Here is a 24,023-nt window from a genome sequence, read left to right on the forward strand (position 1 = left end):
GACACAGAAATTAAAAAATGGAACAGAAGAAAATATTGATTATCACCTATTACTGGCCTCCTGCGGGAGGTCCTGGTGTTCAAAGATGGCTGAAGTTTGCAAAATATCTGCCGGATTTCGGCTGGAAACCTATCATCTATACTCCGGAAAACCCGAGCTATCCTTTGCTGGATGAAACTCTGATGAAAGATGTTCCTGAAAATATTGAAATGGTAAGAACCAAAATCTGGGAACCCTATCAGCTGGCTGAAAAACTGAATAAAAGCAATAAAAAGTTTAAAGCCGGACAATTTGATGTAGGAAAAAATCAAAGCTGGAAATCTAAACTTTCGATCTGGGTAAGGGGTAATTTTTTTATTCCTGATGCCAGAATTTTTTGGGTAAAACCTTCCATTACATTTTTGGAAAACTACCTGAAAGAAAATAAAATAGATACGATTGTGACTTCAGGTCCTCCCCACTCTCTTCATCTGATTGGTCTAGGACTTAAAAGTAAAATGCCGGATCTGAAATGGATTGCTGATTTCCGCGACCCATGGACAGAAATTTCCTATTACAAACATCTGAAACTAACCAAAAGTTCAGATAAAAAGCACCGTCAGCTTGAAAGTGCCGTATTTAAAAACGCAGACGTCACTTTGGCGACAAGCTATACCGATGCGGAAAACTTCAGAAAAGCAGGAGCCAATGCCGTTTGCATTACGAATGGCTTTGATGAAAGTGATTCTCATGAAAACGTAAAAGGACAAACAGGTCAAGCATTTACTCTTAGTTATATTGGTGTTTTGGAACAACTCAGAAATCCTGAAAATCTTTGGAAAGCACTTGATGAACTGGTGAAGGAAAATGCGGAGTTTGCAGCTGATTTCAAGTTGAAATTTGTAGGAAGAATAGATGATAAAATCTTAAATTTCATCGAAGATTCAAGTCTGAAAAATCATATACTGAACCTTGGTTATCTTTCTCATGGAAAAGCGGTAGAAGAAATGCAGAATTCAGATTTGCTTCTTATCACCAATTTCCCGAATGAATCTTCAAAAGGAATCATCCCTGGAAAAATATTCGAATACCTGGCTTCAGGAAAACAGATTCTGTCATTCGGTCCGGATAAGGCTGATGTTGCAAAAATTCTGGAAGAAACCCGGGCAGGAAAACATTTCAGTTATCAGGATGCAGAAACAGTCAAGAAATTCATTCTTGAAAAATTTGAGCTTTGGAAAAACGGCAGTCTTCTTGAAAACACTCAGCATATTGAGCAGTTCTCAAGAAAAAACTTAACCCGTCAACTGACTGAAATTTTATAAGATAAATAATCGGGGCTGGAAACTTTGTTTCCAGCCCCGATTATTTTTACCATCTAACTTCTTTTAGATCGTCCACTGGTCATTCACCACTGCAACCACATAATATTTACCCTGAAATTCTTCAAACACGAAACGAAGTGTTTTCCAATCCATATCACCATACTTTTCAGTTCCTTTGATATAGTTTTCGGTGAAATTATCTTTAGGATAAATTTCCTTTAAATTATTCAAAGAGTTACCTCCTCCGATGAATTTATTCAGTGAATATTGTGATGTTGTAAAATCTTTAGAAAAGACCCATTTGCCAAGATAATCATTAACCGTTGCTTTATAAGGATCTCCTGAGCCATCATGGGCGCCCCAGGTAAACAATGTTTTGGTGGGCTGATATTTTTCAAAATCTGCTTTAGAAAAATGTTTATCTTCTTTTATATCCACAAAAGCATACATTGAAAAACGAATTCCTTTTTCAGGATGAATCAATGCGGCAAAGCTTGTATAATCTTTATTTTTCAGAGCCTTCAAAACCTCATCATTGGTCTGCTTCAAAACAGCTTCCTTATTAGCAATATTCTGAACGGTACCTGCACTGTCTGTTTTATTTTGTGCGATAGAATCAATCACATTCGGAACAGGTTTTCCAGCCTCTTTCTTACAGGCTACAACCAGACCTAAAACAACCAATGGAATAAGTAATTTTCTCATATTTTTAATTTTGCAATTGATAAAAAACACCAAAACTGATGCCAAGTGGTAAATGATTTAAAGAGATAAAGACTATGAGAGTTGATGGGTCATAGCTTCTCATTTTAAAAATTACATCGTACATTTGTTAGATGGAAATGTTGGATATTCTCATTATCGGGGCCGGACCCATCGGTTTGAACTGTGCCCTTGAAGCTCAAAAAAACAACCTCAGTCATTTAATCATAGAAAAAGGAACCATTGTCAACTCTTTGTACAATTATCCTTTATATATGCGTTTTTTCTCTACTGCGGAAAAACTGGAAATTGATGAAATTCCATTTATTTCTACAGCTCCAAAACCTGGAAGACAGGAAGCATTAGAATATTATCAGGGAATTGCCAGACAAAAAAAGCTTAACATTAATCTGTATGAAAAAGTGCTGAATGTTTCGAAAAATGATGAACTTTTTGAGATCAAAACGACCAAAGCAACCTATTTTGCCAAAAATGTAGTGATTGCTACCGGATTCTATGACATTCCCAATCTTATGAATATTCCCGGCGAAAACCTTCCGAAGGTCAAGCATTATTATACCGAACCTTACCCTTATGCGAAACAGAAAATCGTAGTTGTAGGATCAAGTAATTCCGCAGTAGATGCAGCTTTGGAAACCTATAGAAAAGGTGCTGAAGTAACCATGATTGTTCGTCATTCTGAGATTTCCAAAAGTGTAAAATATTGGGTAAAACCAGACATAGAAAATAGAATTGCTGAAGACAGTATTAAAGCTCATTTTAATGCTGAAATGATTGAAATTAAAGAAAATACGGTTGTCTTTAAAGATGAGAAAGGAGAAATTCATGAAATTGACAATGATTTTGTATTGGCCATGACGGGTTATCTTCCTGATTTTGATTTTCTGAGAAATTCAGGTATTGATCTTAACGGAGACTGCCTGAACCCGTTTTATAATCTTGACACTATGGAAACCAATATTGCGAACCTTTATCTTGCTGGAGTCGTATGTGGTGGAAAAGACACTCATCTCTGGTTCATTGAAAACTCAAGAATTCATGCCAATATGATTATCAATACCATTCTTTCCAAATCTTAATTGAATCAATACATTGATATAAAAAAGCGGATAATTCTAACGTTGAGAATTACCCGCTTTTTCAATTTTAGGTTGATCTATAGGAAAATTTATATTTAAGCCAAATCCTCTTCTGCTTTATTCTTATCCATAAGCAGCCATGGAATGATAAAGTAAAAACCGATGGCAATAGCCACAGCCAATACTCCGGTTCCAATCCATAATATATTGAATCCTAATTTCTCAGCAATCAAAGTTCCTATATAAGGTGTAATGATAAATGCTATGGAAAATGACATCCCGTTCAATCCCATATAAGCTCCTTTATTGTTATCTCCAGAGCGTAATGCGGTAATGGTTGACATAAAAGGAAGTGTCCATATTTCTCCCACACAAAGCAATGTCATAGACAGTACAAGAGCAACCATACTGTAATCGAAAGCCAGCATTGCATAGGAAACTCCGCACAGGAAAGTCCCGATAAGCATCGTAAAAGCTAAAGTGAAATATTTCTCAGCAATCTGTACCAGCCCCATTTCAAGCAATACAATCAGAAAACCGCTGTATCCGAGGATATATCCGATATTTTGCTGGCTCATATGTGCAGTATCTTTATAAAAGATGGTCAGCGTACTGAACAACTGGAAGAAACATATTGAAAACAACATACAGAATACACAGTAAATCAAAAATTTACCGTCACGGTATGGAGAGCTTTCTTTTTTAATGACAATGGCTTCTTTTACTTTTTTTGCCTGTTGTTTGGCTAATTTTGCACGGCCTTTAAAAAACCAGATATACATCAACCCAGCAAGCAAAGCAGCCAGTGCATTACTGAAAAACAGAAATTCATAGGAAATAGCAGATAAAATACCTCCCAATGCAGGCCCGATAGAAAATCCAAGATTGACGGCCATTCTGTTCAGTGAAAAAGCCCGGGTTATATTTTCAGGTCTTGCATATTTGGTAATGGCCACTGAATTGGCAGGACGAAATGTTTCACTTACAATACTTTGAGCCAGAATAATTCCAGCCAATCCTGCTTCTGTTGTAAAAAGCGGAATTAAACAAAATAAAGGAACACTAAGAAGTAAGCTCAAGCTTTGTACCCTATATTCACCTATTTTATCCGTAATCATCCCTCCCAGCCATGATCCGATCACCGAACCTATTCCAAAAAAGCTCAGTACAATTCCTGAATTTTCAATACTGAAATGTAAATGATTGGTCATGTAAACTCCCAGAAACGGAAGTACCATAGAACCAGCCCTGTTGATGAGCATTACCAACGCCAGCATCCAACTCTCCTGCGAGAGTCCTTTAAAAGAACTCGTATATACGTTAATTAGTCTCACAATAATATTTTGGGGAAATTTGAAAGTGCAAAATTAGATAAAAATAACCCAAAAGTCCTTGTTTAAACCTTATTTTTGTAAATAACCTCCATAAAACAAACAAAAAACTGTATCCTGAAAAAACGGTTTTATTTAATCTATAAAAAACCAGAAACTTTTATAAAAATCGTAAATTGCAGTAACAACGGGTGTTTTTTACTAAGACTGCTTAAAAACACAATAAAAATTTAACCAATACGTAAGAATGGTAACCTACGAGAATTTACATGATACGCTATCCTTTTACAGTATTGACTGCCGGCAATCTTACTATATTTCTTCCGGAAAACCCATTTTTGAGTTTCCTAAAGCTCCTTTCAGAATGGATTATTATGCGTTTTGCATCTGTACTGCCGGAGAAATCAATATTGAGATAGACCGTCAGAAGTATAAAGTAGATGCACACAGTTTTCTTATGGCTGCCCCTTCCACGATTGTAAAGTTTGGAAAGACCAGTGACGACTTCACTATGAAACTGTTGTTCTTTGACAAGAATTTTCTGATTAAAAATATTTCCAATCCCTTTATCATTGAGAAAATGAATCTTTTCTCCAAAGGTTTTTACAATATTGTAAAAACCTCTTCAAAAAATTCTTTGTTACTCCAGAACCTTCTTGATTATCTTGAAAAAAAATCGAAGAAGCAGAGTAAATTTACAGATGAGATTATCAGAACTATTATTTTCAATCTGCTGTTGGAAACTGCTGAGATTATGGAACAGGAGAATTCTTCAACTCCGGGAAAAGAGGATGGAAAAAAAGACCTTTATCTAAAATTCAGCAAACTGATCAGGGAAAATATCAGGCAGCAGCGAACGGTTCAGTTTTATGCGGATCAACTTCACGTTTCTAATAAATATCTTATAGAAATTATTAAAAAATCAAGTGGAAAAACACCCCATGAGGTTATTGATGAAACTTTGCTGAAAGAAGCTTACGTCATGCTTGGGAATTCTGAGATTACAATTTCAGAGATCGCGTTTGAACTTCAGTTTAATTCGGCTTCTGCATTCGGACGTTTTTTCAAAAAACATACTACCTTTTCCCCTTCAGAGTACAGAAATAAAGAAAATATTCAGTCATGAGAATTTGGGGATAATAATTCTGAAATTGGGGATATATATCGCTTTTTGAATAGAGGTACCTTTATACTGTTAATTAAAAACAATACAAGATGAGTACGATCAATTCAAAATTCGACAACGTTTTAAATACCTCAGACCAGTTTGGAAAAGTAAACCACGAACCAGATTCAAGTAAAGAAGTTCAGATTAACACTCCTGAAAAAACTATGCCTTTCTCCGACCAGATCGGAAATTATCAACGTAATAAAGGAATTCCTTTACAGTCTTACGAAAACAGTAAAATCTATATTGTAGGAAGCGGAATTGCCGGAATGTCGGCAGCTTACTATTTCATCCGTGACGGACGTGTTCCCGGCAAAAACATTATTTTCCTCGACCAGCTAAATGTTGAAGGCGGATCTCTGGATGGCGCCGGTAATGCAAAAGACGGCTATATTATCCGTGGAGGAAGGGAAATGGATATGACCTATGAGAATCTTTGGGATATGTTCCAGGATATTCCAGCTCTGGAATTGCCTGCACCTTACAGTGTACTGGATGAATATCGTCTTATCAATGACAATGACCCGAATTATTCTAAAGCGAGATTAATTCATAATCAGGGAGAGATCAAGGATTTCAGCAAATTCGGACTTGAGAAAAAAGATCAGCTGGCCATTGTAAAACTACTGTTGAAGAAAAAAGAAGAACTTGATGATCTTACGATTGAAGATTATTTTGCAGAATCCTTCCTGAACAGCAACTTCTGGTTCTTGTGGCGTTCTATGTTTGCCTTTGAAAACTGGCACAGCTTATTGGAGCTGAAACTGTATATGCACAGATTCCTTCATGCAATTGACGGAATGAAAGACTTTTCATGTTTGGTATTCCCTAAATACAACCAGTATGATACCTATGTAACTCCATTGAAAAACTTCCTGGTTGAAAAAGAAGTACAAATCCAGTTTAATACTCTGGTAAAAGATCTTGATATCCACATCAATACGGAAGGAAAAACAGTAGAAGGAATTATTACTGAACAAAACGGAGAGGAAGTAAGAATACCAATTGGAAAAGAGGATTACGTTATTGTAACAACCGGATCTATGACAGAAAGCACTTTTTACGGAGACAACAATACCGTTCCTGAGGTTACTATAGACAACAGCAGCGCAGGACAAAGCGCAGGATGGAAACTGTGGAAAAATCTTGCTGCGAAATCTGAAGTTTTCGGAAAACCTGAAAAATTCTGCAGCCATATTGAAAAATCTTCATGGGAATCTGCAACTTTAACATGCCGCCCTTCTGCCTTTACAGAGAAGCTGAAAGAAATGTGTGTGAATGATCCTTATTCCGGAAGAACCGCTACAGGAGGAATCATTACGATTACAGACTCTAACTGGGTAATGAGTTTTACCTGCAACAGACAACCCCACTTCCCTACCCAGCCGGATGATATATTGGTAGTATGGGTATATGCCTTACTGATGGATAAAGAAGGTAATTATATCAAAAAAACAATGCCTCAATGTACCGGAAATGAGATTCTTGCCGAATTATGTTATCACTTAGGAATGACAGACCAACTGGATAACGTGATTGAAAACACAATTGTACGTACTGCATTTATGCCTTATATCACTTCTATGTTTATGCCAAGAGCGCAGGGAGACCGTCCGAGAGTGGTTCCTGAAGGATGTACCAACTTAGGTCTTGTAGGGCAGTTTGTAGAGACCAATAATGATGTTGTATTCACTATGGAAAGTTCTGTGAGAACAGCAAGAATAGCCGTGTACAAACTTCTGAATCTCAACAAACAGGTTCCGGACATCAATCCGTTACAGTATGATATCCGACATTTACTGAAAGCTACCCAGGCTTTGAATGATTACAAACCATTCTTAGGAGAAGGTATTATAAGAAAAGTATTGAAAGGAACTTATTTTGAACATATTCTGGTCAACCGCCCTGAAGAGAAAGAAGAACACGAATCTTTCATCATGGAACAGGTAGGCAGATTCCAGGAATGGGTCAAAGGGGTGAAGGGATAATGAATTTGTTAGAAAATATAAACTAGCCAAAATCCAACATAAGACTGCTGCACCTTTGGTTGCGATGAGATTATGTACCAATAAAAAAGCAGGACTGATTAAGTCCTGCTCTTTTTTTATCTATTCCTTACAATTATTAAGGTTTAAAAGAATCTTTCAGAGTTACTGTACGGTTAAATACCATATTCTCATCTGTAGAATCCTGATCTTTTGTAAAGTATCCTATTCTCTGGAACTGAAGAGGCTCACCAACAGCGACATCTTTCAGGCTTGGCTCAGCAAAACCTTTTACGATAGCCATAGATTCAGGATTGATGAAGTTTAGGAAATCAACATCTTTTTCAGCATCTGGCTGCTCTACGGTAAACAATTGGTTGTAAACTCTTACTTCTACAGGAATCGCATGTTTTGCAGATACCCAGTGTAGCGTTCCTTTTACTTTTCTTAAACTTTCTTCTGTTCCGCTTCCAGATTTACTCTTCTCATCATAAGTAGCGTAAATTGTAGTGATCTCACCATTTTCATCCTTCTCTACTCTTTCAGCCTTAATGATGTAAGCAGATTTCAAACGAACTTCTCCGCCTAATTTCAATCTGAAGAATTTATTGTTAGCTTCTTCTTTGAAGTCTTCACGCTCAATATATAATTCTCTAGAAAAAGGAACTTCTCTTGTTCCTGCATTTTCCTGCTCAGGATTATTTTCAGTCTCCAACCATTCTTCTTTGTCTTCAGGATAGTTTTCGATCACTAATTTTACAGGATCTACAACGGCCATCACACGCTTCGCAACCTTATTAAGGTCTTCACGTACACAGAAGTCCAGCAATTGAATTTCGATAAGGTTTTCTCTTTTCGCAACTCCTACTTTATCAATAAAGTTTTTGATGGAAGTTGGAGTAAATCCTTTTCTTCTCATTCCTGAAATAGTAGGCATTCTAGGATCATCCCATCCGGTTACTGCCCCTTCTGCTACCAATCTCTGCAGCTTTCTTTTGGAAGTAATCATATAGGAAACATTCATCCTTGCAAATTCTCTCTGCTTGTTTTTAACCCTTCCTTCTTCATAAACCTGATCCAAATACCAATTGTATAAAGGTCTGTGGTTTTCAAACTCCAAAGAACAAAGCGAGTGTGAAATTTGTTCGATATAGTCGGATTCACCATGAGCCCAGTCGTACATTGGATAGATTTTCCATGCAGTACCTGTTCTATGGTGAGGTTTGTTCAAAATTCTGTACATAACAGGGTCACGCATATTCATGTTTGGCGAAACCATGTCAATTTTTGCACGAAGAGACATTGAACCACTTTCAAATTCTCCGTTTTTCATCCTTTCGAATAAATCTAACGACTCTTCAACAGGACGGTTTCTATATGGAGATTCAATTCCCGGTTCTGCAGGATTTTTTCTTTGTTCTGTAATTATTTCAGATGCTTGCTCATCTACGTAAGCTTTTCCTTCTTTAATTAACTGAACGGCCCAATCGTAAAGCTGCTGGAAGTAATCAGATGCGTACAAAACTTTATCCCATTTGAAACCTAGCCATTCTACATCTTTCATGATAGAATCTACGAATTCCTGCTCTTCTTTCTCAGGATTCGTATCGTCGAAACGAAGGTTTACGGGAGCGTTGTATTTTTCACCCAAGCCGAAGTTGATGCAGATAGCTTTTGTGTGCCCTACATGCAGGTAACCATTCGGTTCAGGTGGAAAACGGAAACGAATCTGATCTTTTTTCAGACCGTTTGCCATATCATCTTCTATAATTTGCTCAATAAAATTGAGTGATTTTTTTTCTTCTTCCATTAAGTAGCTTTTAATTTTTAGCAAAAAAAGTTCCACAAAGTTACGGAAAAATAAGCGTTTGTAAAAGTGATAATTTAAAAGCCTTATCGTTTGTATTTCAATAATTTTCATTAATTTCGGTAAAGCTAAAACCATTTTAACCAATTATCATCATGGCCGTTTATATCTTAAGTAACCGGAAGATAATCCGTAACAAAGGTGAAAGAGTAGATTCTTTTTCCAATGATGAATACTCAATTCCCAATTTCAGGATTGCCAAATGTGATTTTGACAATTATAAAGAACCTAGTGCTCAAGCCAAAAAGAAAAAAGACTACACCAACAGGAATATCTTAAACTATAAGTTTTTCTCTGAACCCGAAAAACAGGGTTATGAGGATGTTTTAGAGGTTCTTCTGAGCGAAAAAGGAATTAAAAAATCTCCTCTTACCGCTAATAATCTTGGCGGAACTCAAAGAATGTTCTATGAACTGTACAAAAACATGTCTTCCACTAAAGACCGAAGTGATGTACTGATATTCATCCATGGTTACCTGTATGATTTTGATGATGAATTAAAGGCTATTCTTGATCTTAAGAAAATATTCATCGATAATCCCGCATCCCCTGTAGAACATATTTTATTTGTAAGCTGGCCGGCCTCAGGAAGTATTATTCCGTTGAGCTATTTTGATGATAAAGCCTCCAGTATCAATTCCGGGACATCTCTGATGAGATTGTTTTATTTCTACACCCAATTTTTAAAAGATATTTTCTCAAACCGGGATCTTGCACCCTGCAATCAAAGAATTCACCTTATGGCCCATTCTCTGGGAAACAGAGTGCTTCAAAGCATGCTGTACAGCCTTAAAAGAGAGAATATACTCCGTGTTATCGACCAGGTTTTACTGTTGAATGCCGATGTCAGCTACAAAGTATTTGAAGATTCTGAAGATTCCTATAATAAACTGCCATTATTGGCTAACCGGATTTCCATTTATCTGAACAGACAGGACGCCGTTTTGGGAATTTCTCAGTTTACCAAAAACATTTTGACACCACGACTTGGTAAAAACGGACCAAGTGATATTGAACATTTCAAAGATATTGTTTCTATTATCGATTGTACATTTGTAAAAGATGATCTTCTGAACAGCTTTAAATATGAAGTGGGAAATCATTGGGGATACCTTTCCAGTTCGCAGGTACAGGCAGATATTTTTCAGACTTTAAACGGAATAGACCGGAATCTTATCATTAACCGATCCAAGAATAACGAAAATATTTTCACAATTATTTCTTAACAAGTAATTAAAATAATTCATAAAAAATGAACATTACGTTAAAATTAGTTCAAGCTTATAGTATGGCATAAATATTGCTAATTCAAACAATAGGGAATTATAATTTTTTATTATGGAACATATTAGAAAACAGTTTTCTTATATATTAAATTATATAAAGAAGGCCATCTTCGTAAAAGATGTCATTTAACTGAATAACAACCTCTAAATCAACAAAGTATTCGATCCAACAATTACTCATCCTTATAAACAGCCCGGAAAAACAATAAAAGTTCCTACAAATCTAATGCAGGAACATATTTTCGCGTTTAAACATATTTAAACATTTCCTCAAAATTGTTAAATATTGCTAAATAATTCCCCACTTGTTGTATAATTGAAAAAAGTTTTCGACATTTACTTATCAATCAAATAAAATTAATATCATGAAAAATCTAAAGAAAATCAAAAGAGGAGAATTAAAAGCGATCAAAGGAGGAAGACCACCTCTTGGATGTAATAGCTGGAATCCGGTTGCTATGTGCTGTAGATCATGGGGTCCAGACTACTGTGGCCAAACAACATGTCCAGATTCACCTCCACCATTATGCTAATTAACTTTTAATAGTTATATTTTTGAACCATAACAATTCATTTCTGAGTTCCAGATCGGATTCAAAATTATTGACAAATAAAGCTCCAGTGCCCAAACCTTGAGGCATTGGATTTTTTTTTGTAAAAGTATACTGAGCAATAGCGTTCAATCCTATATTGCTTTCCAGGGCTGAAGTAATCCACCAACCGACATTCTGGTTTTCAGCAAGGGAAATCCATTCATCCGAACCAGAAAAACCTCCTACCAACGCAGGTTTCAGAATGATATATTGGGGATTTATTTTTTCCAGAAGTTTTTTCTTTTCTTCAGGATCAATAATTCCGATTAACTCTTCATCCAATGCAATCGGTATAGGTGTTTTAGCGCATAATTCTGCCATATCTTCCCAATTTCCAGCTTTGATTGGCTGTTCAATAGAATGAATATGAAGATCTGCAAGCTGCTGCAAAACAGTAACCGCTTCATCTTTACTGAATCCTCCGTTTGCGTCAACACGAAGCTCAAGCTGGTCTTTGGAAAATTTTTCTCTTAGTTTCTGGAGAATAATATGTTCAGATTTCCAATCGACCCCGATTTTTAATTTAATACAGTGAAATCCTTTTTCCAGCTTATCCTGGATCTGTTCTTCCATATATCCTACCTCTCCCATCCATATCAGACCGTTGATGGTAATAGCTGACTTCTCTTCGGTAAACTCACTCGGAAAATAAATACTGTCACCATATTTCAGATTCAGGACAGCCTGTTCATATCCAAACCAGATTGATGGAAATTCTTTCAGCTCTTCTCTCAAAAAAGCAATATCCTCGTTAATATGCTCACAGAGCCACTGTAGTTTTTCTTCATAATCAGGGCGATCATCAAAGCTCAAGCCTCTGAAAATTGCACATTCACCTACCCCTTTTCTTCCGTCTTCTGAAATAGTAAGGATAAAGGTTTCCTTATCAAGCAAAACGCCGCGAGATGTTCCACTCGGGCGTTTAAATTGTAATAAATATTTTAAATAAGTTGCTTTCATTTATTTTACGCTGTCAATACGCATAAATTCTTCTGCTTTTTCTACCATTTGTATGCTTCCACAGAAGAACGGAATTCTCTGGTGAAGTTCTGTAGGTTCTATTTCAAGAATTCTTCTGAATCCGTCTGTTGCTTTTCCGCCTGCCTGTTCTGCAAGGAATGCCATTGGATTACACTCATATAAAAGTCTTAATTTACCATTTGGAGCCTGTGAGTAAGAAGGATAGATATAAATTCCTCCTTTCAGCATGTTTCTGTGGAAATCTGCTACCAAAGAGCCGATATATCTTGATGTATAAGGACGGTCTCCTTCTTCCATCTGACAGTATTTAAGATAATTTTTTACTCCCTGAGGAAATTTGATATAGTTTCCTTCGTTGATAGAATAAATTTTACCTGTTTTCGGGAAAGTCATATTGGGATGGGAAAGATAATAAGTTCCCAAAGAAGGATCTAAAGTAAATCCGTTTACTCCGTTTCCGGTAGTATAAACGATCATTGTAGAAGAACCGTAAATAACATATCCTGCTGCAATCTGATTGATCCCTTTCTGTAAAAAGTCTTCCAGCTGTACGGGAGTTCCAGGTTCAGTAACTCTTCTGTAGATAGAGAAAATAGTTCCTACAGAAACATTTACATCAATATTGGAAGATCCGTCTAGAGGGTCAATCAATACTACATATTTACTTAAGTGCCCGTTTTCACCACATTTAATATCAATAAAATCATCATTTTCCTCAGACGCAATACCACAAACAACCTCTCTTTGAGACAAAGCCGTAATAAAAATTTCATTAGCGATTACATCCAATTTCTGCTGTTCCTCACCCTGAATATTCTGGTTGCCGGCAGCTCCCGTTATATCTACAATTCCGGCTTTATTTACTTCTCTGTTTACCACTTTCGAAGCCAATCTTATTGCGCTCAGAAGACGAGAAAATTCACCTGTAGAATATTGAAAATCGTCCTGCTTATCTATAAGAAATTCTCCTAAAGTCTGTAATGGTTGATTTGACATATTTTTCTTTTTACGTTTTCCCCAAATTTCGGAAAATTTATCGCATTAAGAAAATTTAATTACAAAAGAGCTTAACTATTGTTTTTCAATACGATACAAACAAAACCTAAGATAACACTAAGCGGTTATTAAAAATTACACCTCCGAATTTGTTATATCAGGTACACGAAAAATTTAAATTATTTCAATAATTGTTGATTTTAAGGAAATCTTAATTCTATCATTCCACTCGCCTATTTCATATCTCGTTGTAAATTTATAATTTTGACGTCCGTAAAAAACTCATGTAATTTTTTATCTAACAATTTTATTTTTAACAATTTAATGAAAATTTTCAAGTTTGGTGGAGCATCAGTAAAAGATGCTGAAAGTGTAAAAAACGTGTCCATGGTTCTACAAAGCCAAGGATTTGCCAAATGTTTGCTGGTAATTTCAGCAATGGGCAAAACGACAAACGAGTTGGAAAAAGTTGTAGAACTTTATTTCAAAAAGGATAACTATCAAACTGAGATTGAAAAGATAAAACGAAAACACATTGAAATTGCGGAAGGACTTTTTCCTGAAAATCATGCGGTTTTTGCAGAAATCAATCTCTTTTTTGATGATATTGATTCTTTTTTAAGAAGAAATAAGTCTCCAAATTATAACTTTGTTTATGATCAGGTAGTAAGCTGTGGAGAAATGATTTCTACTAAAATCCTGAGTGAATATCTGAATGAGATCCAGTTTACCAATCAATGGTTAGATGCCAGAGATTATATCAAAACGGATAATTCATACAGAGAGGGTGCAGTAGACTGGACGAGAACTGAAGAGTTTATTTCTAATCTGAATCCTGAGATCTGCTATGTAACCCAAGGATTCATTGGTTCTGACGAAAACAATTTTACAGTAACACTAGGAAGAGAAGGTTCGGACTATTCTGCTGCTATTTTTGCTTATTGTCTGGATGCTGAAGCGATGACGATCTGGAAAGATGTACCGGGAGTAATGACCGGAGATCCGAGAAAGTTCAGTGATGTTTCTCTTCTTTCCAATATCTCTTATGAAGAAGCGATTGAAATGGCTTATTATGGAGCAAGTGTTATCCACCCGAAAACATTGCAGCCGCTACAGCAAAAAAACATTCCTTTTTATGTAAAATCTTTCGTAGATCCTACCAAAGAAGGAACAAAAGTAGGTGCTTCTGACAAAAACCAACAGGAAGAATCTTATATTTTAAAAGAAAACCAGGATCTTCTGAAGATATCTACAAGAGATTTCTCTTTTATTGCAGAAGACCATATGAGCTTAATTTTTGGATATTTATCTAAATATAAGATCAAGGTTTCCCTAATGCAGAATTCTGCTATCTCCCTGGCATTGTGCCTTGAAGACAAATTTAATCATATAGATGAGCTCAACCAAGAGCTTCAAAAAATTTTTAAAACCGAAGCAATTAAAAATGTATCTTTATTCACAGTAAGAAATGCGAAGATGGATCACATTGATAAATTTTACCATGAAAAAAATGTATTATTGGAGCAAATTTCCAAGAATACTCTTCAAATGGTAACACAATAATATTAATTGCGACTAAACACACATGAGTTTAATTTCGAAAAACGATCTGATCAAAGCTTCCGGCTTAAGTAAACTTGGGTTCCTCAAGAACCCGGTAGCATCTGCTGTGATGAGCATTGCTAAAATAAACGAAGTAAATAAATTATACGATAAACTAAAAGACAAGGAAGGCAAAGACTTTTTCGACTCATTTGTAAGAGAAAGAAACCTAAGCTATGTAGCTTTTGAAGAAGATCTGGCAAAGATTCCGAAAACGGGACCGTTTATTCTGGTTTCCAATCATCCGCTGGGTGCAATTGACGGAATTCTGATGTGCAAGGTCTTATCAGAGGTTCGTCCGGATTTCAAGGTAATGGGGAATTTCCTTTTGGAAAAGATCAAACCTATGGAACCGTTTGTAATCGCTGTAAATCCTTTTGAAAACAGAAAAGAAGCTTACAGCAGCTCTTCAGGAATGCGTGATACACTCAAGCATTTGCAAAACGGAGGCTGTGTAGGTATTTTCCCAGCAGGAGAAGTTTCCAACAAAAACAATCCTTACGGAGAGATTTTAGATAAAGAATGGGAAAAAACGGCACTTAAGCTTATCAGAATGGCTAAAGTGCCTGTAGTTCCTATGTATTTCCATGCTAAGAACAGCCGTCTTTTTTATCAGGTGGCTAAGCTTCACCCGAATTTGCAGACCCTGATGCTTCCTGCAGAAATGATGAATGACAGAGAAAAACCTATCAGAATCAGAATCGGGCGTCCAATTACGGTAAAGGCAATGGATGACATGGAAACGATTGAGGAATTGGGGGAGTTTCTGAAACGTAAGGTTTATATGATGAAATCTTACTATGAAAAGAGAAAATCTCTTGCTCAAAGCATCAATCTTCAGAATTTATCTGTAAAGTTTCCTTTGTTGAAGGAAGAAAATATTGTTCAGAATATCATTGATGAAACGCCTCTTGAAGACATCGTTAAAGATGTTGATAAATTGAGAGGAACGGATAAAATGCTTTTCAGTAACGGAAATTACGAAATCTACTTTACCACTTACGAGGAAATCCCTTCTATTATGAGGGAAATCGGACGTCAGAGAGAGCTTACTTTCCGTGCGGTAGGTGAAGGAAGTAATCTTCCATTTGACCTTGATGAGTATGATAAGCATTATCATCACCTTTTCCTTTGGGACAATGGTGAGAAAAAACTGGCTGGAGCTTACAGAATGGCACTAGGTAGAGAGGTCATGAAGAAATATGGCATCAAAGGCTTCTATACAAGCTCTTTATTTGAGTTTGAACAGGACATTCACCCTTTCTTTAAAAAGGTGATCGAAATGGGCCGTGCCTACATCTGCCAGGAATATCAGCAGAAACCACTGCCTCTTTTTCTATTATGGAGAGGAATTGTACATGTATGCCTGAGAAATCCTGACCATAAATTCCTTATGGGTGGTGTGAGTATTTCAAATAAGTTCTCGGAATTTTCAAAATCTCTGATGATTGAGTTTATGCGTTCCAATTATTTTGATTCTGCAGTAGCTCAATATATCACTCCAAGGAATGAGTATAAGGTAAAGCTTCGTGACAGGGATAAAAATATTTTCTTTGAGGAAATGGAATCTGACCTTAATAAGCTGGACAAAATCATTGACGATCTTGAACCTGAATTGAGACTTCCTGTTCTGATCAAAAAATATATCAAGCAAAATGCTAAAGTAATCGCTTTCAACGTGGATCCTAACTTCAATGATGCGATAGACGGATTGATGTATATCCGAATCAGTGATCTTCCGGAAAACACGATTAAACCTGTATTGGAAGAGATGAGTGAACAGATCAGAAAGGAGCAGGAAAATAATCCGGCTGATAATCAGTAAGTTTTTAACTTTATTCAAAAAAAGTACGATGAATACTTGCTTTGTATACTAAAACTTACTACTTTTGCATCACTTTAAAACAACGAAGTAATAAACAAAAACATAAATGGTTTCTTAGCTCAGTTGGTAGAGCAATGGATTGAAAATCCATGTGTCCCTGGTTCGATTCCTGGAGAAACCACTTGAAAACCTCTAATTCAGTTTAGAGGTTTTTTTGTTGTTGTATGCTACCCCATTCCCTCATTCAGTTCCTTCCGGAAATATTAAAAAACGAATACTAAAGTTTAATACACCTTTACATAACGGATTTGTTTAAACAATAAATAAAAATTAATCAAAAATATGGGAATTAATTTTTTATTTGATCGGTAAAACTTAATTTAGTACTGTAAACCAAATCACAAATATTATTATGAGAGTAAAATTATTTGCAGGCACTTTTCTAGGTGTTGCTCTGCTTATTTTTCAATCCTGTGCAGAAACCCCTATGGCAAAAGAAGACACCATCGCTGCACAAAAAAATGCCTCAGCTTTAAACAAAGTATCATCCTTCAATGTACCCGTTGCAGGAAATTCTTTTTTAACAGTAAAACCTTCGGGCGCTAGCGAAGTTATTACTTCCTCCAATTTAGGTAACTGGACCAACTCCTCAACTGTTATCAGTACTTATTTCAGAGTGAGCAGTACGGGAACGTTAAACATAGGACTAAAAGCTTCTGTTCCTTCGGGTACAAGTGTTGTAAAAGTAACGGTAGGCAATACATCTAAAAATGTTACTTTAACAGGATCGACTTATACCAATTATACCGTTGGAGATTTTACAGTTTCTACTCCGGGTTATGTAAAAGTTGATCTTCAGGGTGTTTCTAAAACCGGCGGGTACTTTGCAGATGTCACAGACGTTAGTTTTGGTGGAACAGCTGCTACAGGAACCAATATTTACAGCAATGATCCTTCTTACTATTATTGGGCACGCAGAGGGCCTTCCTGTCATCTGAACTACGTCATTCCAACTACTGATAATGTCAGCTATTATTACAACGAGGTGACAGTTCCCGCAGGAGAAGATAAGATAGGCTCTTATTTTATGGCTAATGGCTTTAATGCGGGGTATTTTGGAATGCAGGTTAATTCCGCTACGGAAAGAAGAATTCTATTTTCTGTATGGAGCCCATTTGAAACAGATGATCCAAATAATATCCCTCCTGATCATAAAATTGTTCTGAACAGAGCAGGTACCGGAGTAACAATCGGAGAATTCGGGAATGAGGGTTCCGGCGGGCAAAGTTATTATAAGTATAACTGGAGTGCAGGACAAACTTATAAATTCTTATTAAAAGGTGAACCGGATGGAACCGGAAAAACAGATTTTACCGCCTGGTTCTTATCACCGGATACCACAACATGGAAACTGATCGCCAGCTGGAAGCGACCTCAAACCAGCACTTATCTTAAAAGCTTTTATAGTTTCGTTGAAAATTTCAATCCTGAAAATGGATATCAGGGCAGAAAAGCAGAATTCAAAAATCAATGGGTAAGAACTTCAAACGGCAGCTGGAACGCTGTTTCCGGAGCAAAATTTAGTGTAGATAATACCTATAATGCAAAACAAAGAATAGATGCCATGGGAGGAACAAGCGGCAATGCTTTCTTTTTGCAAAATGGAGGATTTTTTAATACAACTGTTTCGCCCGGCACACAGTTGTCTGTTACTGCACCTACACAGACTCCAAACATCAATTTTTCAACACTTCCTTAAAATTATAACCTAAAAAAGCCAGCTATTATTTAAAGTAGCTGGCTTTTTTATTATTCTGATTCATGATCTAGAATTCCCTGAACTCTAATCAAACTATCTTTTAAATCAGGTAGTCCATAATAATTATTTTTCTGAAATACTGAAATGATATTTCTATCTTTCACTACACTATTATAAAGTAAACTTTCAGCATTCCATACAGCATTCCCGGAATTGACACCTGCAAAATTCAAGTAAAAAGGATCAACCGTATTCCCTATATAAGCAAGTATTTTATATTTTTCATCTGATGTAAAATTAGTATTATCTTTCAATGCATATCCAAAATTCTCCAAAGCACTCAAAAGCCTGTTTTCATCTGATTTTGTATGTTCCTTTATATATTTTAATAATTCCGTCCTTATTTCTAATTCTCCCTTACAGTTTTTTATAAAAATAATATCGCCGATGTCGGACGAGCTTTGGTCATTGTTCAGATAACCATTCATTGCAAGATCATTGAATTTTGGTTCTTTAGTGTATCCAAATTGCTTTACAAGAGTTTTAACAAAAGCCGGATCCTGTGTAACAAGCCAAGTTACATATGCTTTATTATCGTTAAATAAATACATATTTCGCGCTACCACAATCTGATTATTCTTCTTTTGTTGTTCTTTTAAATTAGGTATATCTTTCCATCGGGATACTTGCTGCTGACCTTCATTTGTTTCTATTTCAATAGGATTATCTTCTATTTTTTTTAAGTATGGATAGGTTTTCTGATAATCAATAAGTAACGGAAGAGGATAAAAATATGATATTAATTTATCATTTTTTGAAACATAAATATTTTGATACTCTGCAGATAAAGGAACAAAAGACAATTCCTTATCACATTTATTATAAGTATCTATTTTCAGAAAATTGCTGGAGCTAGTAAAATCAATTTTTCTTCCAAAAATCTCTTCTATTTTAGCTGCAAATTGCTCATTTGTAATATTCTTATAACCATTAGATTGAAGAATAGAATCTTCTAATTCAATTAATGCATTAAGATCTTTCTCTGAATAATCGCTAAAACTTCCATATTCTTCAGCTGCACCTTTATTTAGCTGTTTTTCAAGAATACTACTTATTTCCGTTTTTTGCATAGTATTATTTTTTACATTTTGATATGTAACTTCTTGTTTTTTTTCCTGGCACTGTATGAGACAGAAAAAACAAGAAGCAATTAAAGACTTCGTAATTATTAGTTTACCTTGAGCTTTCTCCATTTTCATCGGATTTAATATCTAAATTTAATGCTTTCTTACTTGCTTCGTCTGCTGATGAATAATTATCACTATTACCTAACTTGTCTATATCTTTAACGACATAACCTTTGGGTTTATAAAATCCTCTGAATATTTTATAGTGTTCTGTACCGTTTTTCTCTTTCCAAGATACGAAAACATTACCACTGCAATTATAACTTGACATTTTAAGCTTATCGGATTGATTTCCTCCAAGACAAGCATAAATTTCAGTTCCTGGCAGTTTTCCAAAAACAAATGTAGCGTGACCCGAAGTTTCTATGTTTGTTCCAGTAGAATCACAGTCAGAAAATATAGCTACAGCACCAAAAAAAACATCACATTTTTCTGCTTTTGCACTACTCAGGAACATTCTTGACCCTGCAGAATGCGGACTCGGCAGATCTTTTTGTTCTATACACCAACAAACAAATGAGGCACACCATGCAGTACCACTTCCTGCATCTGTTCCCCCTCCGTCTTTATGATAGGTTTTTATTCTGCTATCAATAGTACCCTCATCTTTACCACCATATACTTTCGCTTCTGCTACAGCAATTTCCATCCATGGACTTCTACCAGCTAGATTCAAATCTGTTGCTTTCCCCCATTCACATTCAGATGTTTTGAAAGTTTTTGAGGTATGATCATCAAATGCTTTTTGTTTTTCTGCATAATTGTCAGAATCTTTTCCATTTTCGTCTTTTGTAGCTACCATTTTACCCACTTTTTTACTTGCAGGCAAAGTGTCTTTAGAGCCGTTGACGATTGTATTAATTCCTTTCCATTTGAAAAAGGCCATAGAAGATATTACTGCAGCAGAAATATTTGTTAAGACTAAATCTGGGTCTGCTATGATATCAGCTCCTTCCTTTTTAGTATAGGTATTTGCATACTCATAAGCTTTTCTTCCTGTAAGCTGTATAAGTCCTTTCCCCCTAAAGTTCCAACCGTCTTCTGCTTGGGTATTTCCTAATTCTTTTCCTTTATCACTTGTAGGAGAATAGGCCCAATTGGCAATATTTTTCTGATTCTCTAGAGTTACACCTGGTTGATTGGGCTTATCTACTGCCCGCCCCCAAAGTTTTGCATTATCCCTTCCTTCCTGAGTTCTGAATGCCGCAAATGTTCCCGGTATTTTTTCCCAAAACCAATTAAAATTTTCTCCTTCTTTTAAATGAAGTGTCTTTCCGGTTTCCACTCTGGCTTGTGCAAATAAATGTGCTTTATTCCAGCAAGTATTCATCCCTATTTCCTTCATATATTTTGTATATGCAGCTGCGACCTGGGTCAGAATACCAGGATCAGCATCCGGAAAAATTTCCTTTAATTGGTCTGCCGTTACAGGAGCATTACATCTGGGACATCCTCCACCTTCTCTCTTCACCTCCGCCATTTCTACTACCACAGGCATCACATCATTATCAATAGCCTCTGGTGTTTCTTTTTGAGAAACTTTCAGACAGCCACTTTCATAAAAAATATACTGTTTCCTCAACTCAAGCATTTCTTCTTTTGTAAAAGGAGTTCCGTCTTTTTTATAAGCTTTGATTCCCAGTTTTTCCATATCCTCCGTTCTTACCAGATCTGCAGGAAGTGTATTGTTGACAGTAAACTGGCTTTTTTCTATTTTCCAGACCTTTTTTTTAGGGTCGGCAGGGTCTTGAACCTGGCGGGAAACCTGTGCTATGTAGTAATCAAAGTTCTTTGGAGGATTTTTCCATTCTTCTTTTGCTGTGAAAGAAACTTCGAGCAAACCGTCTTTTCCTGTTTTTTCTTCGTTGTAGCTTTGTTTGCTTTCGTGGGTATAGGTTATGTGGTCTTTTTCGTTTAATCCTTCTTTAGGAATTTCTTTCAAAACGTCAATTTTCAGAACTTCTTCAGTCATATTGACGGTATGCACCCAAAGTTTATGGGTTTTACCATAGAAAGTCTGCTCCCGCTGAATATCTTTACCGTTTTCCGTAGAGAACATGATGGAGACAATTTTCTGTTCGGAAGTCATCACCAATTCTTCATTAGAATCCAGCACTTCCAAATAGGTAGTAGTACTGTCTATAACTACAGGACGTGTTCCCTGAATCGTAATATTTCCGGGAAGAACAATATCGGCTGATGAACTTGCCTGAAGCTCTATGGTAAATACCAGGTGGTAAGACGGATTAGGATTTTCCGTTGTTTTTGGAATAGCTGCCGCCAGTTTTTTCTTATAATCATCATTCGTGGTAATAAGAAAGGAAGCCTTACCTTCATTGTTAAGTGTAACGGTTTTTTCCTCCAGCATATATTTATCTTTCTCTTTGTAGAAATCATCTCCCTCACCTTTTACCCATACTTTTACTTTTAAAGACTGGTTCTGAAGACCATCAATTTCAAGAAAGCCATACGTTTCTTCCCCAAAACCGGTTTCCGTACGTTTCACTCCTGTTCCATAGGCCCAAAGCGCTCTTTTTATGGTAGGTTCTGAAACTTTTACTTTCACTTCAATTTTCTTTCCATCAGTATAATCTCCGGTTAAATACGCAGAAATAGTATATTCTCCGAGATCATTAAATGTGATGGTTCCGTCCCCGTTATTGGTCACTTTATTGGGAACTTCTATTTTTATGGCTTCATTGCCTGCTAGTGTTGCAATTCTTGCCGTTGCTGTATATTTTATTTTGGTTCCTTTTGGAATATTGGTGGCGGGAAGCGTGAATTTATCTATTACATTTTGAATCACCTCAAAATTAAAACAGTCTGATCCTGAAAACCCGGGCTGCTTTCCTGCTCCAACCGGACTGGCATAAGCTTCCAGTATATATTTCCCGAAATATTGATCACTGCCCAGTTTTGCATCGTTATAAAGCAATTCTGCTACTTTTTTGCTGATAGTACCTGTTTTGAAGGAAGGTGAATTTTCAAATAAAGCCACTCTTCCAATTCCTTCTTTTTTAAGATACCAATATACAGAAGTCCCGGAAGGCATATAATTGACATTGAATTTGGAAGCCTGCACTTTGATGATATCACTGAATCTTACTAAACCTGGCTCTCCTTTCACTCCCATTACCCCCAGGCTGTTTTCTATTTTAACTTCAATAGACTGCGGTTTGGGATCTGTGGGATCTGTAAATGCTTCTACGGTATATTTTCCTTCATTTTTAAAAGTTAGAAATATACGATCACCAATCCCCGTTACATCCACAAGATGCGAAGAAGAGACTTCTGAATAACTGCTATAGAGTACTGTTGTTCCTTGTTTCACGGTCCATTGAACACTATTCACAGGCATAAAGAAACCTTTGTTCAGTATTTTCGCCTGGTCGGCTCCACTGCTGAGTTTACGTTCAATAGATACAGGTAGAGGGATTTTAATTAAGGTCGAAGTTCCCGGGCTGACAATTTTTTTAACAAAATCCTGAACTACTTCTACATTGATCGAGCATTTAGCATCACCAGCTTTTTTACCATATGCTTCGAGTCTGTACTTCCCTTCTGCAAGGCTGTCAAATATTTTACTCATAGATTGGCTGAAATTGCTTCCCAATCCGATAAATGTTTTTATTTTATCTTTAGTTCCTTCTCCTTTGAAAAGGGCCCAGATGATTTTTTTTTCATCTCCTTTGAACTGGGCTTTCAACTCCAGATTGTCACCACCAAAAGGGTTTGCAATGGGAAACAACGGGCCATTCATTCCTTTTATATAGTAATAATTTCCGGTAGGTTTATCTGCCAGAATTGGTCTTGTCATTGAGATTGATGAAACGGCTATACTTGCTTCAGAAGCAGACGATGAAGGCCATTGTGGTGAAGTATTGGCTACGGAAAATTCATCCGCTTCTTTTACTTCGATCTGGGAAACATTATTGGCCTGACCTGTAGTTGCAAAAGCAATAGTTCCCGGAACGCCATATCCAGGACAATTTCCGGTAGATGCATCCAACAGTATTTTCATACTCTTGTTGAATTCTACGTTTTCATAATAGTCTTTATATTTAATACTGCATTTGCCTTTACAAGGGTAAGTTTTCCCGTCTGAGCCTTTGCAGTTTCCAAATCCGTTGCCGCCACCGAAACTTTCAGCTTTATCATCAAGGTAAGTTGCTACAGGTTTATTCTGTGCAAAATATTTGTTTTTGCCTAGTTTTTTTTTCTGGCTTTTCACTTCCATCGGAACGGCGGTTCCGTTGGAATTGTTGGTTACAGAGCTGCTGCAGTACGCAGTGGCTCCTTCTATAATGATATATCCTTTATCCGCCATGTCATTTGTT

The 24,023-nt window shown here is 36.3% G+C and carries 16 protein-coding genes and 1 tRNA gene; 10 read left to right on the forward strand and 7 right to left on the reverse strand.

The genetic code is table 11. The annotated features are described in order from the left end of the window. The first annotated feature begins 17 nt into the window (after positions 1 to 17). The gene (locus tag AC57AW_RS19640; protein WP_496353238.1) at positions 18 to 1,304 is read left to right on the forward strand and encodes a glycosyltransferase family protein; all 1,287 of its coding nucleotides are present in this window, start codon (positions 18 to 20) and stop codon (positions 1,302 to 1,304) included. 63 nt (positions 1,305 to 1,367) lie between these two features. Here the strand turns inward: AC57AW_RS19640 and AC57AW_RS19645 are convergent, their stop codons facing one another. Next, a complete protein-coding gene (locus AC57AW_RS19645; protein ID WP_496353239.1) occupies positions 1,368 to 2,009 on the reverse strand; it encodes a hypothetical protein in 642 nt (213 codons plus the stop codon). Positions 2,010 to 2,140: 131 nt separating this feature from the next. Between AC57AW_RS19645 and AC57AW_RS19650 the strand changes: the two genes are divergently transcribed. After that, a complete protein-coding gene (locus tag AC57AW_RS19650) occupies positions 2,141 to 3,106 on the forward strand; it encodes a YpdA family putative bacillithiol disulfide reductase (RefSeq protein WP_496353240.1) in 966 nt (321 codons plus the stop codon). 95 nt (positions 3,107 to 3,201) lie between these two features. Here AC57AW_RS19650 and AC57AW_RS19655 read toward each other — a convergent pair whose 3' ends face one another. After that, the gene (locus tag AC57AW_RS19655) at positions 3,202 to 4,383 is read right to left on the reverse strand and encodes an MFS transporter (RefSeq protein WP_496353894.1); all 1,182 of its coding nucleotides are present in this window, start codon (positions 4,381 to 4,383) and stop codon (positions 3,202 to 3,204) included. Between the two features lie 301 nt (positions 4,384 to 4,684). On the opposite strand from AC57AW_RS19655, the gene AC57AW_RS19660 reads away from it, so the two are divergent. Both AC57AW_RS19660 and AC57AW_RS19665 read left to right on the forward strand, forming a co-directional pair. Further along, the gene (locus tag AC57AW_RS19660) at positions 4,685 to 5,563 is read left to right on the forward strand and encodes a helix-turn-helix domain-containing protein (RefSeq protein ID WP_496353241.1); all 879 of its coding nucleotides are present in this window, start codon (positions 4,685 to 4,687) and stop codon (positions 5,561 to 5,563) included. Positions 5,564 to 5,652: 89 nt separating this feature from the next. Then, on the forward strand, positions 5,653 to 7,593 hold the full coding sequence (locus AC57AW_RS19665) for an oleate hydratase (protein WP_496353242.1): 1,941 nt from the start codon (positions 5,653 to 5,655) through the stop codon (positions 7,591 to 7,593). A gap of 136 nt (positions 7,594 to 7,729) precedes the next feature. Here AC57AW_RS19665 and AC57AW_RS19670 read toward each other — a convergent pair whose 3' ends face one another. Continuing rightward, entirely contained in the window at positions 7,730 to 9,400 is a 1,671-nt protein-coding gene (locus AC57AW_RS19670; protein WP_496353243.1) for a glutamine--tRNA ligase/YqeY domain fusion protein, read from the reverse strand. Positions 9,401 to 9,552: 152 nt separating this feature from the next. Here AC57AW_RS19670 and AC57AW_RS19675 point away from each other — a divergent pair, with 152 nt between their 5' ends. Next, positions 9,553 to 10,683 (forward strand): alpha/beta hydrolase, encoded by a 1,131-nt coding sequence (locus AC57AW_RS19675; RefSeq protein ID WP_496353244.1) that lies wholly within the window; start codon positions 9,553 to 9,555, stop codon positions 10,681 to 10,683. Between the two features lie 425 nt (positions 10,684 to 11,108). Further along, the gene (locus AC57AW_RS19680) at positions 11,109 to 11,276 is read left to right on the forward strand and encodes a bacteriocin-like protein (protein ID WP_413228585.1); all 168 of its coding nucleotides are present in this window, start codon (positions 11,109 to 11,111) and stop codon (positions 11,274 to 11,276) included. On the opposite strand, the gene AC57AW_RS19685 is transcribed toward AC57AW_RS19680, so the two are convergent. Beyond that, positions 11,277 to 12,296 carry an o-succinylbenzoate synthase gene (locus tag AC57AW_RS19685; protein WP_496353245.1) on the reverse strand — a complete coding sequence of 340 codons (1,020 nt, stop codon included), beginning with the start codon at positions 12,294 to 12,296 and terminating at the stop codon, positions 11,277 to 11,279. It abuts the gene before it with no gap. Further along, a complete protein-coding gene (gene fbp, locus AC57AW_RS19690; protein WP_047421077.1) occupies positions 12,297 to 13,313 on the reverse strand; it encodes a class 1 fructose-bisphosphatase in 1,017 nt (338 codons plus the stop codon). A 324-nt stretch (positions 13,314 to 13,637) separates the two neighbouring features. Between fbp and AC57AW_RS19695 the strand changes: the two genes are divergently transcribed. The 4 genes from AC57AW_RS19695 to AC57AW_RS19710 all read left to right on the forward strand — a co-directional run bounded on the left by AC57AW_RS19695 (position 13,638) and on the right by AC57AW_RS19710 (position 18,499). Further along, the gene (locus AC57AW_RS19695) at positions 13,638 to 14,876 is read left to right on the forward strand and encodes an aspartate kinase (protein WP_496353246.1); all 1,239 of its coding nucleotides are present in this window, start codon (positions 13,638 to 13,640) and stop codon (positions 14,874 to 14,876) included. Between the two features lie 22 nt (positions 14,877 to 14,898). Further along, complete coding sequence (locus tag AC57AW_RS19700; RefSeq protein WP_496353247.1) at positions 14,899 to 16,740, forward strand: bifunctional lysophospholipid acyltransferase family protein/GNAT family N-acetyltransferase; 1,842 nt, start codon at positions 14,899 to 14,901, stop codon at positions 16,738 to 16,740. 108 nt (positions 16,741 to 16,848) lie between these two features. Then, a tRNA-Phe gene (locus tag AC57AW_RS19705) sits at positions 16,849 to 16,921 on the forward strand. A gap of 231 nt (positions 16,922 to 17,152) precedes the next feature. Further along, positions 17,153 to 18,499: a DUF3472 domain-containing protein gene (locus tag AC57AW_RS19710; protein WP_496353248.1), complete on the forward strand. Its 1,347-nt coding sequence runs from the start codon at positions 17,153 to 17,155 to the stop codon at positions 18,497 to 18,499. Positions 18,500 to 18,549: 50 nt separating this feature from the next. On the opposite strand, the gene AC57AW_RS19715 is transcribed toward AC57AW_RS19710, so the two are convergent. Together AC57AW_RS19715 and AC57AW_RS19720 are read right to left on the reverse strand one after the other, a co-directional pair. Continuing rightward, positions 18,550 to 19,752, reverse strand: coding sequence for a hypothetical protein (locus AC57AW_RS19715; RefSeq protein ID WP_496353249.1), 1,203 nt, complete (start codon positions 19,750 to 19,752; stop codon positions 18,550 to 18,552). Beyond that, positions 19,733 to 24,013 (reverse strand): hypothetical protein, encoded by a 4,281-nt coding sequence (locus tag AC57AW_RS19720; protein ID WP_496353250.1) that lies wholly within the window; start codon positions 24,011 to 24,013, stop codon positions 19,733 to 19,735. Before AC57AW_RS19720 ends, AC57AW_RS19715 begins: the two co-directional genes overlap by 20 nt. Positions 24,014 to 24,023: the final 10 nt, after the last annotated feature.

The sequence above is a fragment of the Chryseobacterium sp. BGA-UO-ETr-SB22 genome (assembly GCF_059567885.1).

What these genes read in the sequence shown, in the direction of transcription:
- AC57AW_RS19640 (WP_496353238.1), top strand. Translation starts at nt 18, where the DNA reads ATGGAACAGAAGAAAATATTGATTATCACCTATTACTGGCCTCCTGCG.
- AC57AW_RS19645 (WP_496353239.1), bottom strand. Translation starts at nt 2,009, where the DNA reads ATGAGAAAATTACTTATTCCATTGGTTGTTTTAGGTCTGGTTGTAGCC.
- AC57AW_RS19650 (WP_496353240.1), top strand. Translation starts at nt 2,141, where the DNA reads ATGGAAATGTTGGATATTCTCATTATCGGGGCCGGACCCATCGGTTTG.
- AC57AW_RS19655 (WP_496353894.1), bottom strand. Translation starts at nt 4,383, where the DNA reads ATGCTGGCGTTGGTAATGCTCATCAACAGGGCTGGTTCTATGGTACTT.
- AC57AW_RS19660 (WP_496353241.1), top strand. Translation starts at nt 4,685, where the DNA reads ATGGTAACCTACGAGAATTTACATGATACGCTATCCTTTTACAGTATT.
- AC57AW_RS19665 (WP_496353242.1), top strand. Translation starts at nt 5,653, where the DNA reads ATGAGTACGATCAATTCAAAATTCGACAACGTTTTAAATACCTCAGAC.
- AC57AW_RS19670 (WP_496353243.1), bottom strand. Translation starts at nt 9,400, where the DNA reads ATGGAAGAAGAAAAAAAATCACTCAATTTTATTGAGCAAATTATAGAA.
- AC57AW_RS19675 (WP_496353244.1), top strand. Translation starts at nt 9,553, where the DNA reads ATGGCCGTTTATATCTTAAGTAACCGGAAGATAATCCGTAACAAAGGT.
- AC57AW_RS19680 (WP_413228585.1), top strand. Translation starts at nt 11,109, where the DNA reads ATGAAAAATCTAAAGAAAATCAAAAGAGGAGAATTAAAAGCGATCAAA.
- AC57AW_RS19685 (WP_496353245.1), bottom strand. Translation starts at nt 12,296, where the DNA reads ATGAAAGCAACTTATTTAAAATATTTATTACAATTTAAACGCCCGAGT.
- fbp (WP_047421077.1), bottom strand. Translation starts at nt 13,313, where the DNA reads ATGTCAAATCAACCATTACAGACTTTAGGAGAATTTCTTATAGATAAG.
- AC57AW_RS19695 (WP_496353246.1), top strand. Translation starts at nt 13,638, where the DNA reads ATGAAAATTTTCAAGTTTGGTGGAGCATCAGTAAAAGATGCTGAAAGT.
- AC57AW_RS19700 (WP_496353247.1), top strand. Translation starts at nt 14,899, where the DNA reads ATGAGTTTAATTTCGAAAAACGATCTGATCAAAGCTTCCGGCTTAAGT.
- AC57AW_RS19710 (WP_496353248.1), top strand. Translation starts at nt 17,153, where the DNA reads ATGAGAGTAAAATTATTTGCAGGCACTTTTCTAGGTGTTGCTCTGCTT.
- AC57AW_RS19715 (WP_496353249.1), bottom strand. Translation starts at nt 19,752, where the DNA reads ATGGAGAAAGCTCAAGGTAAACTAATAATTACGAAGTCTTTAATTGCT.
- AC57AW_RS19720 (WP_496353250.1), bottom strand. Translation starts at nt 24,013, where the DNA reads ATGGCGGATAAAGGATATATCATTATAGAAGGAGCCACTGCGTACTGC.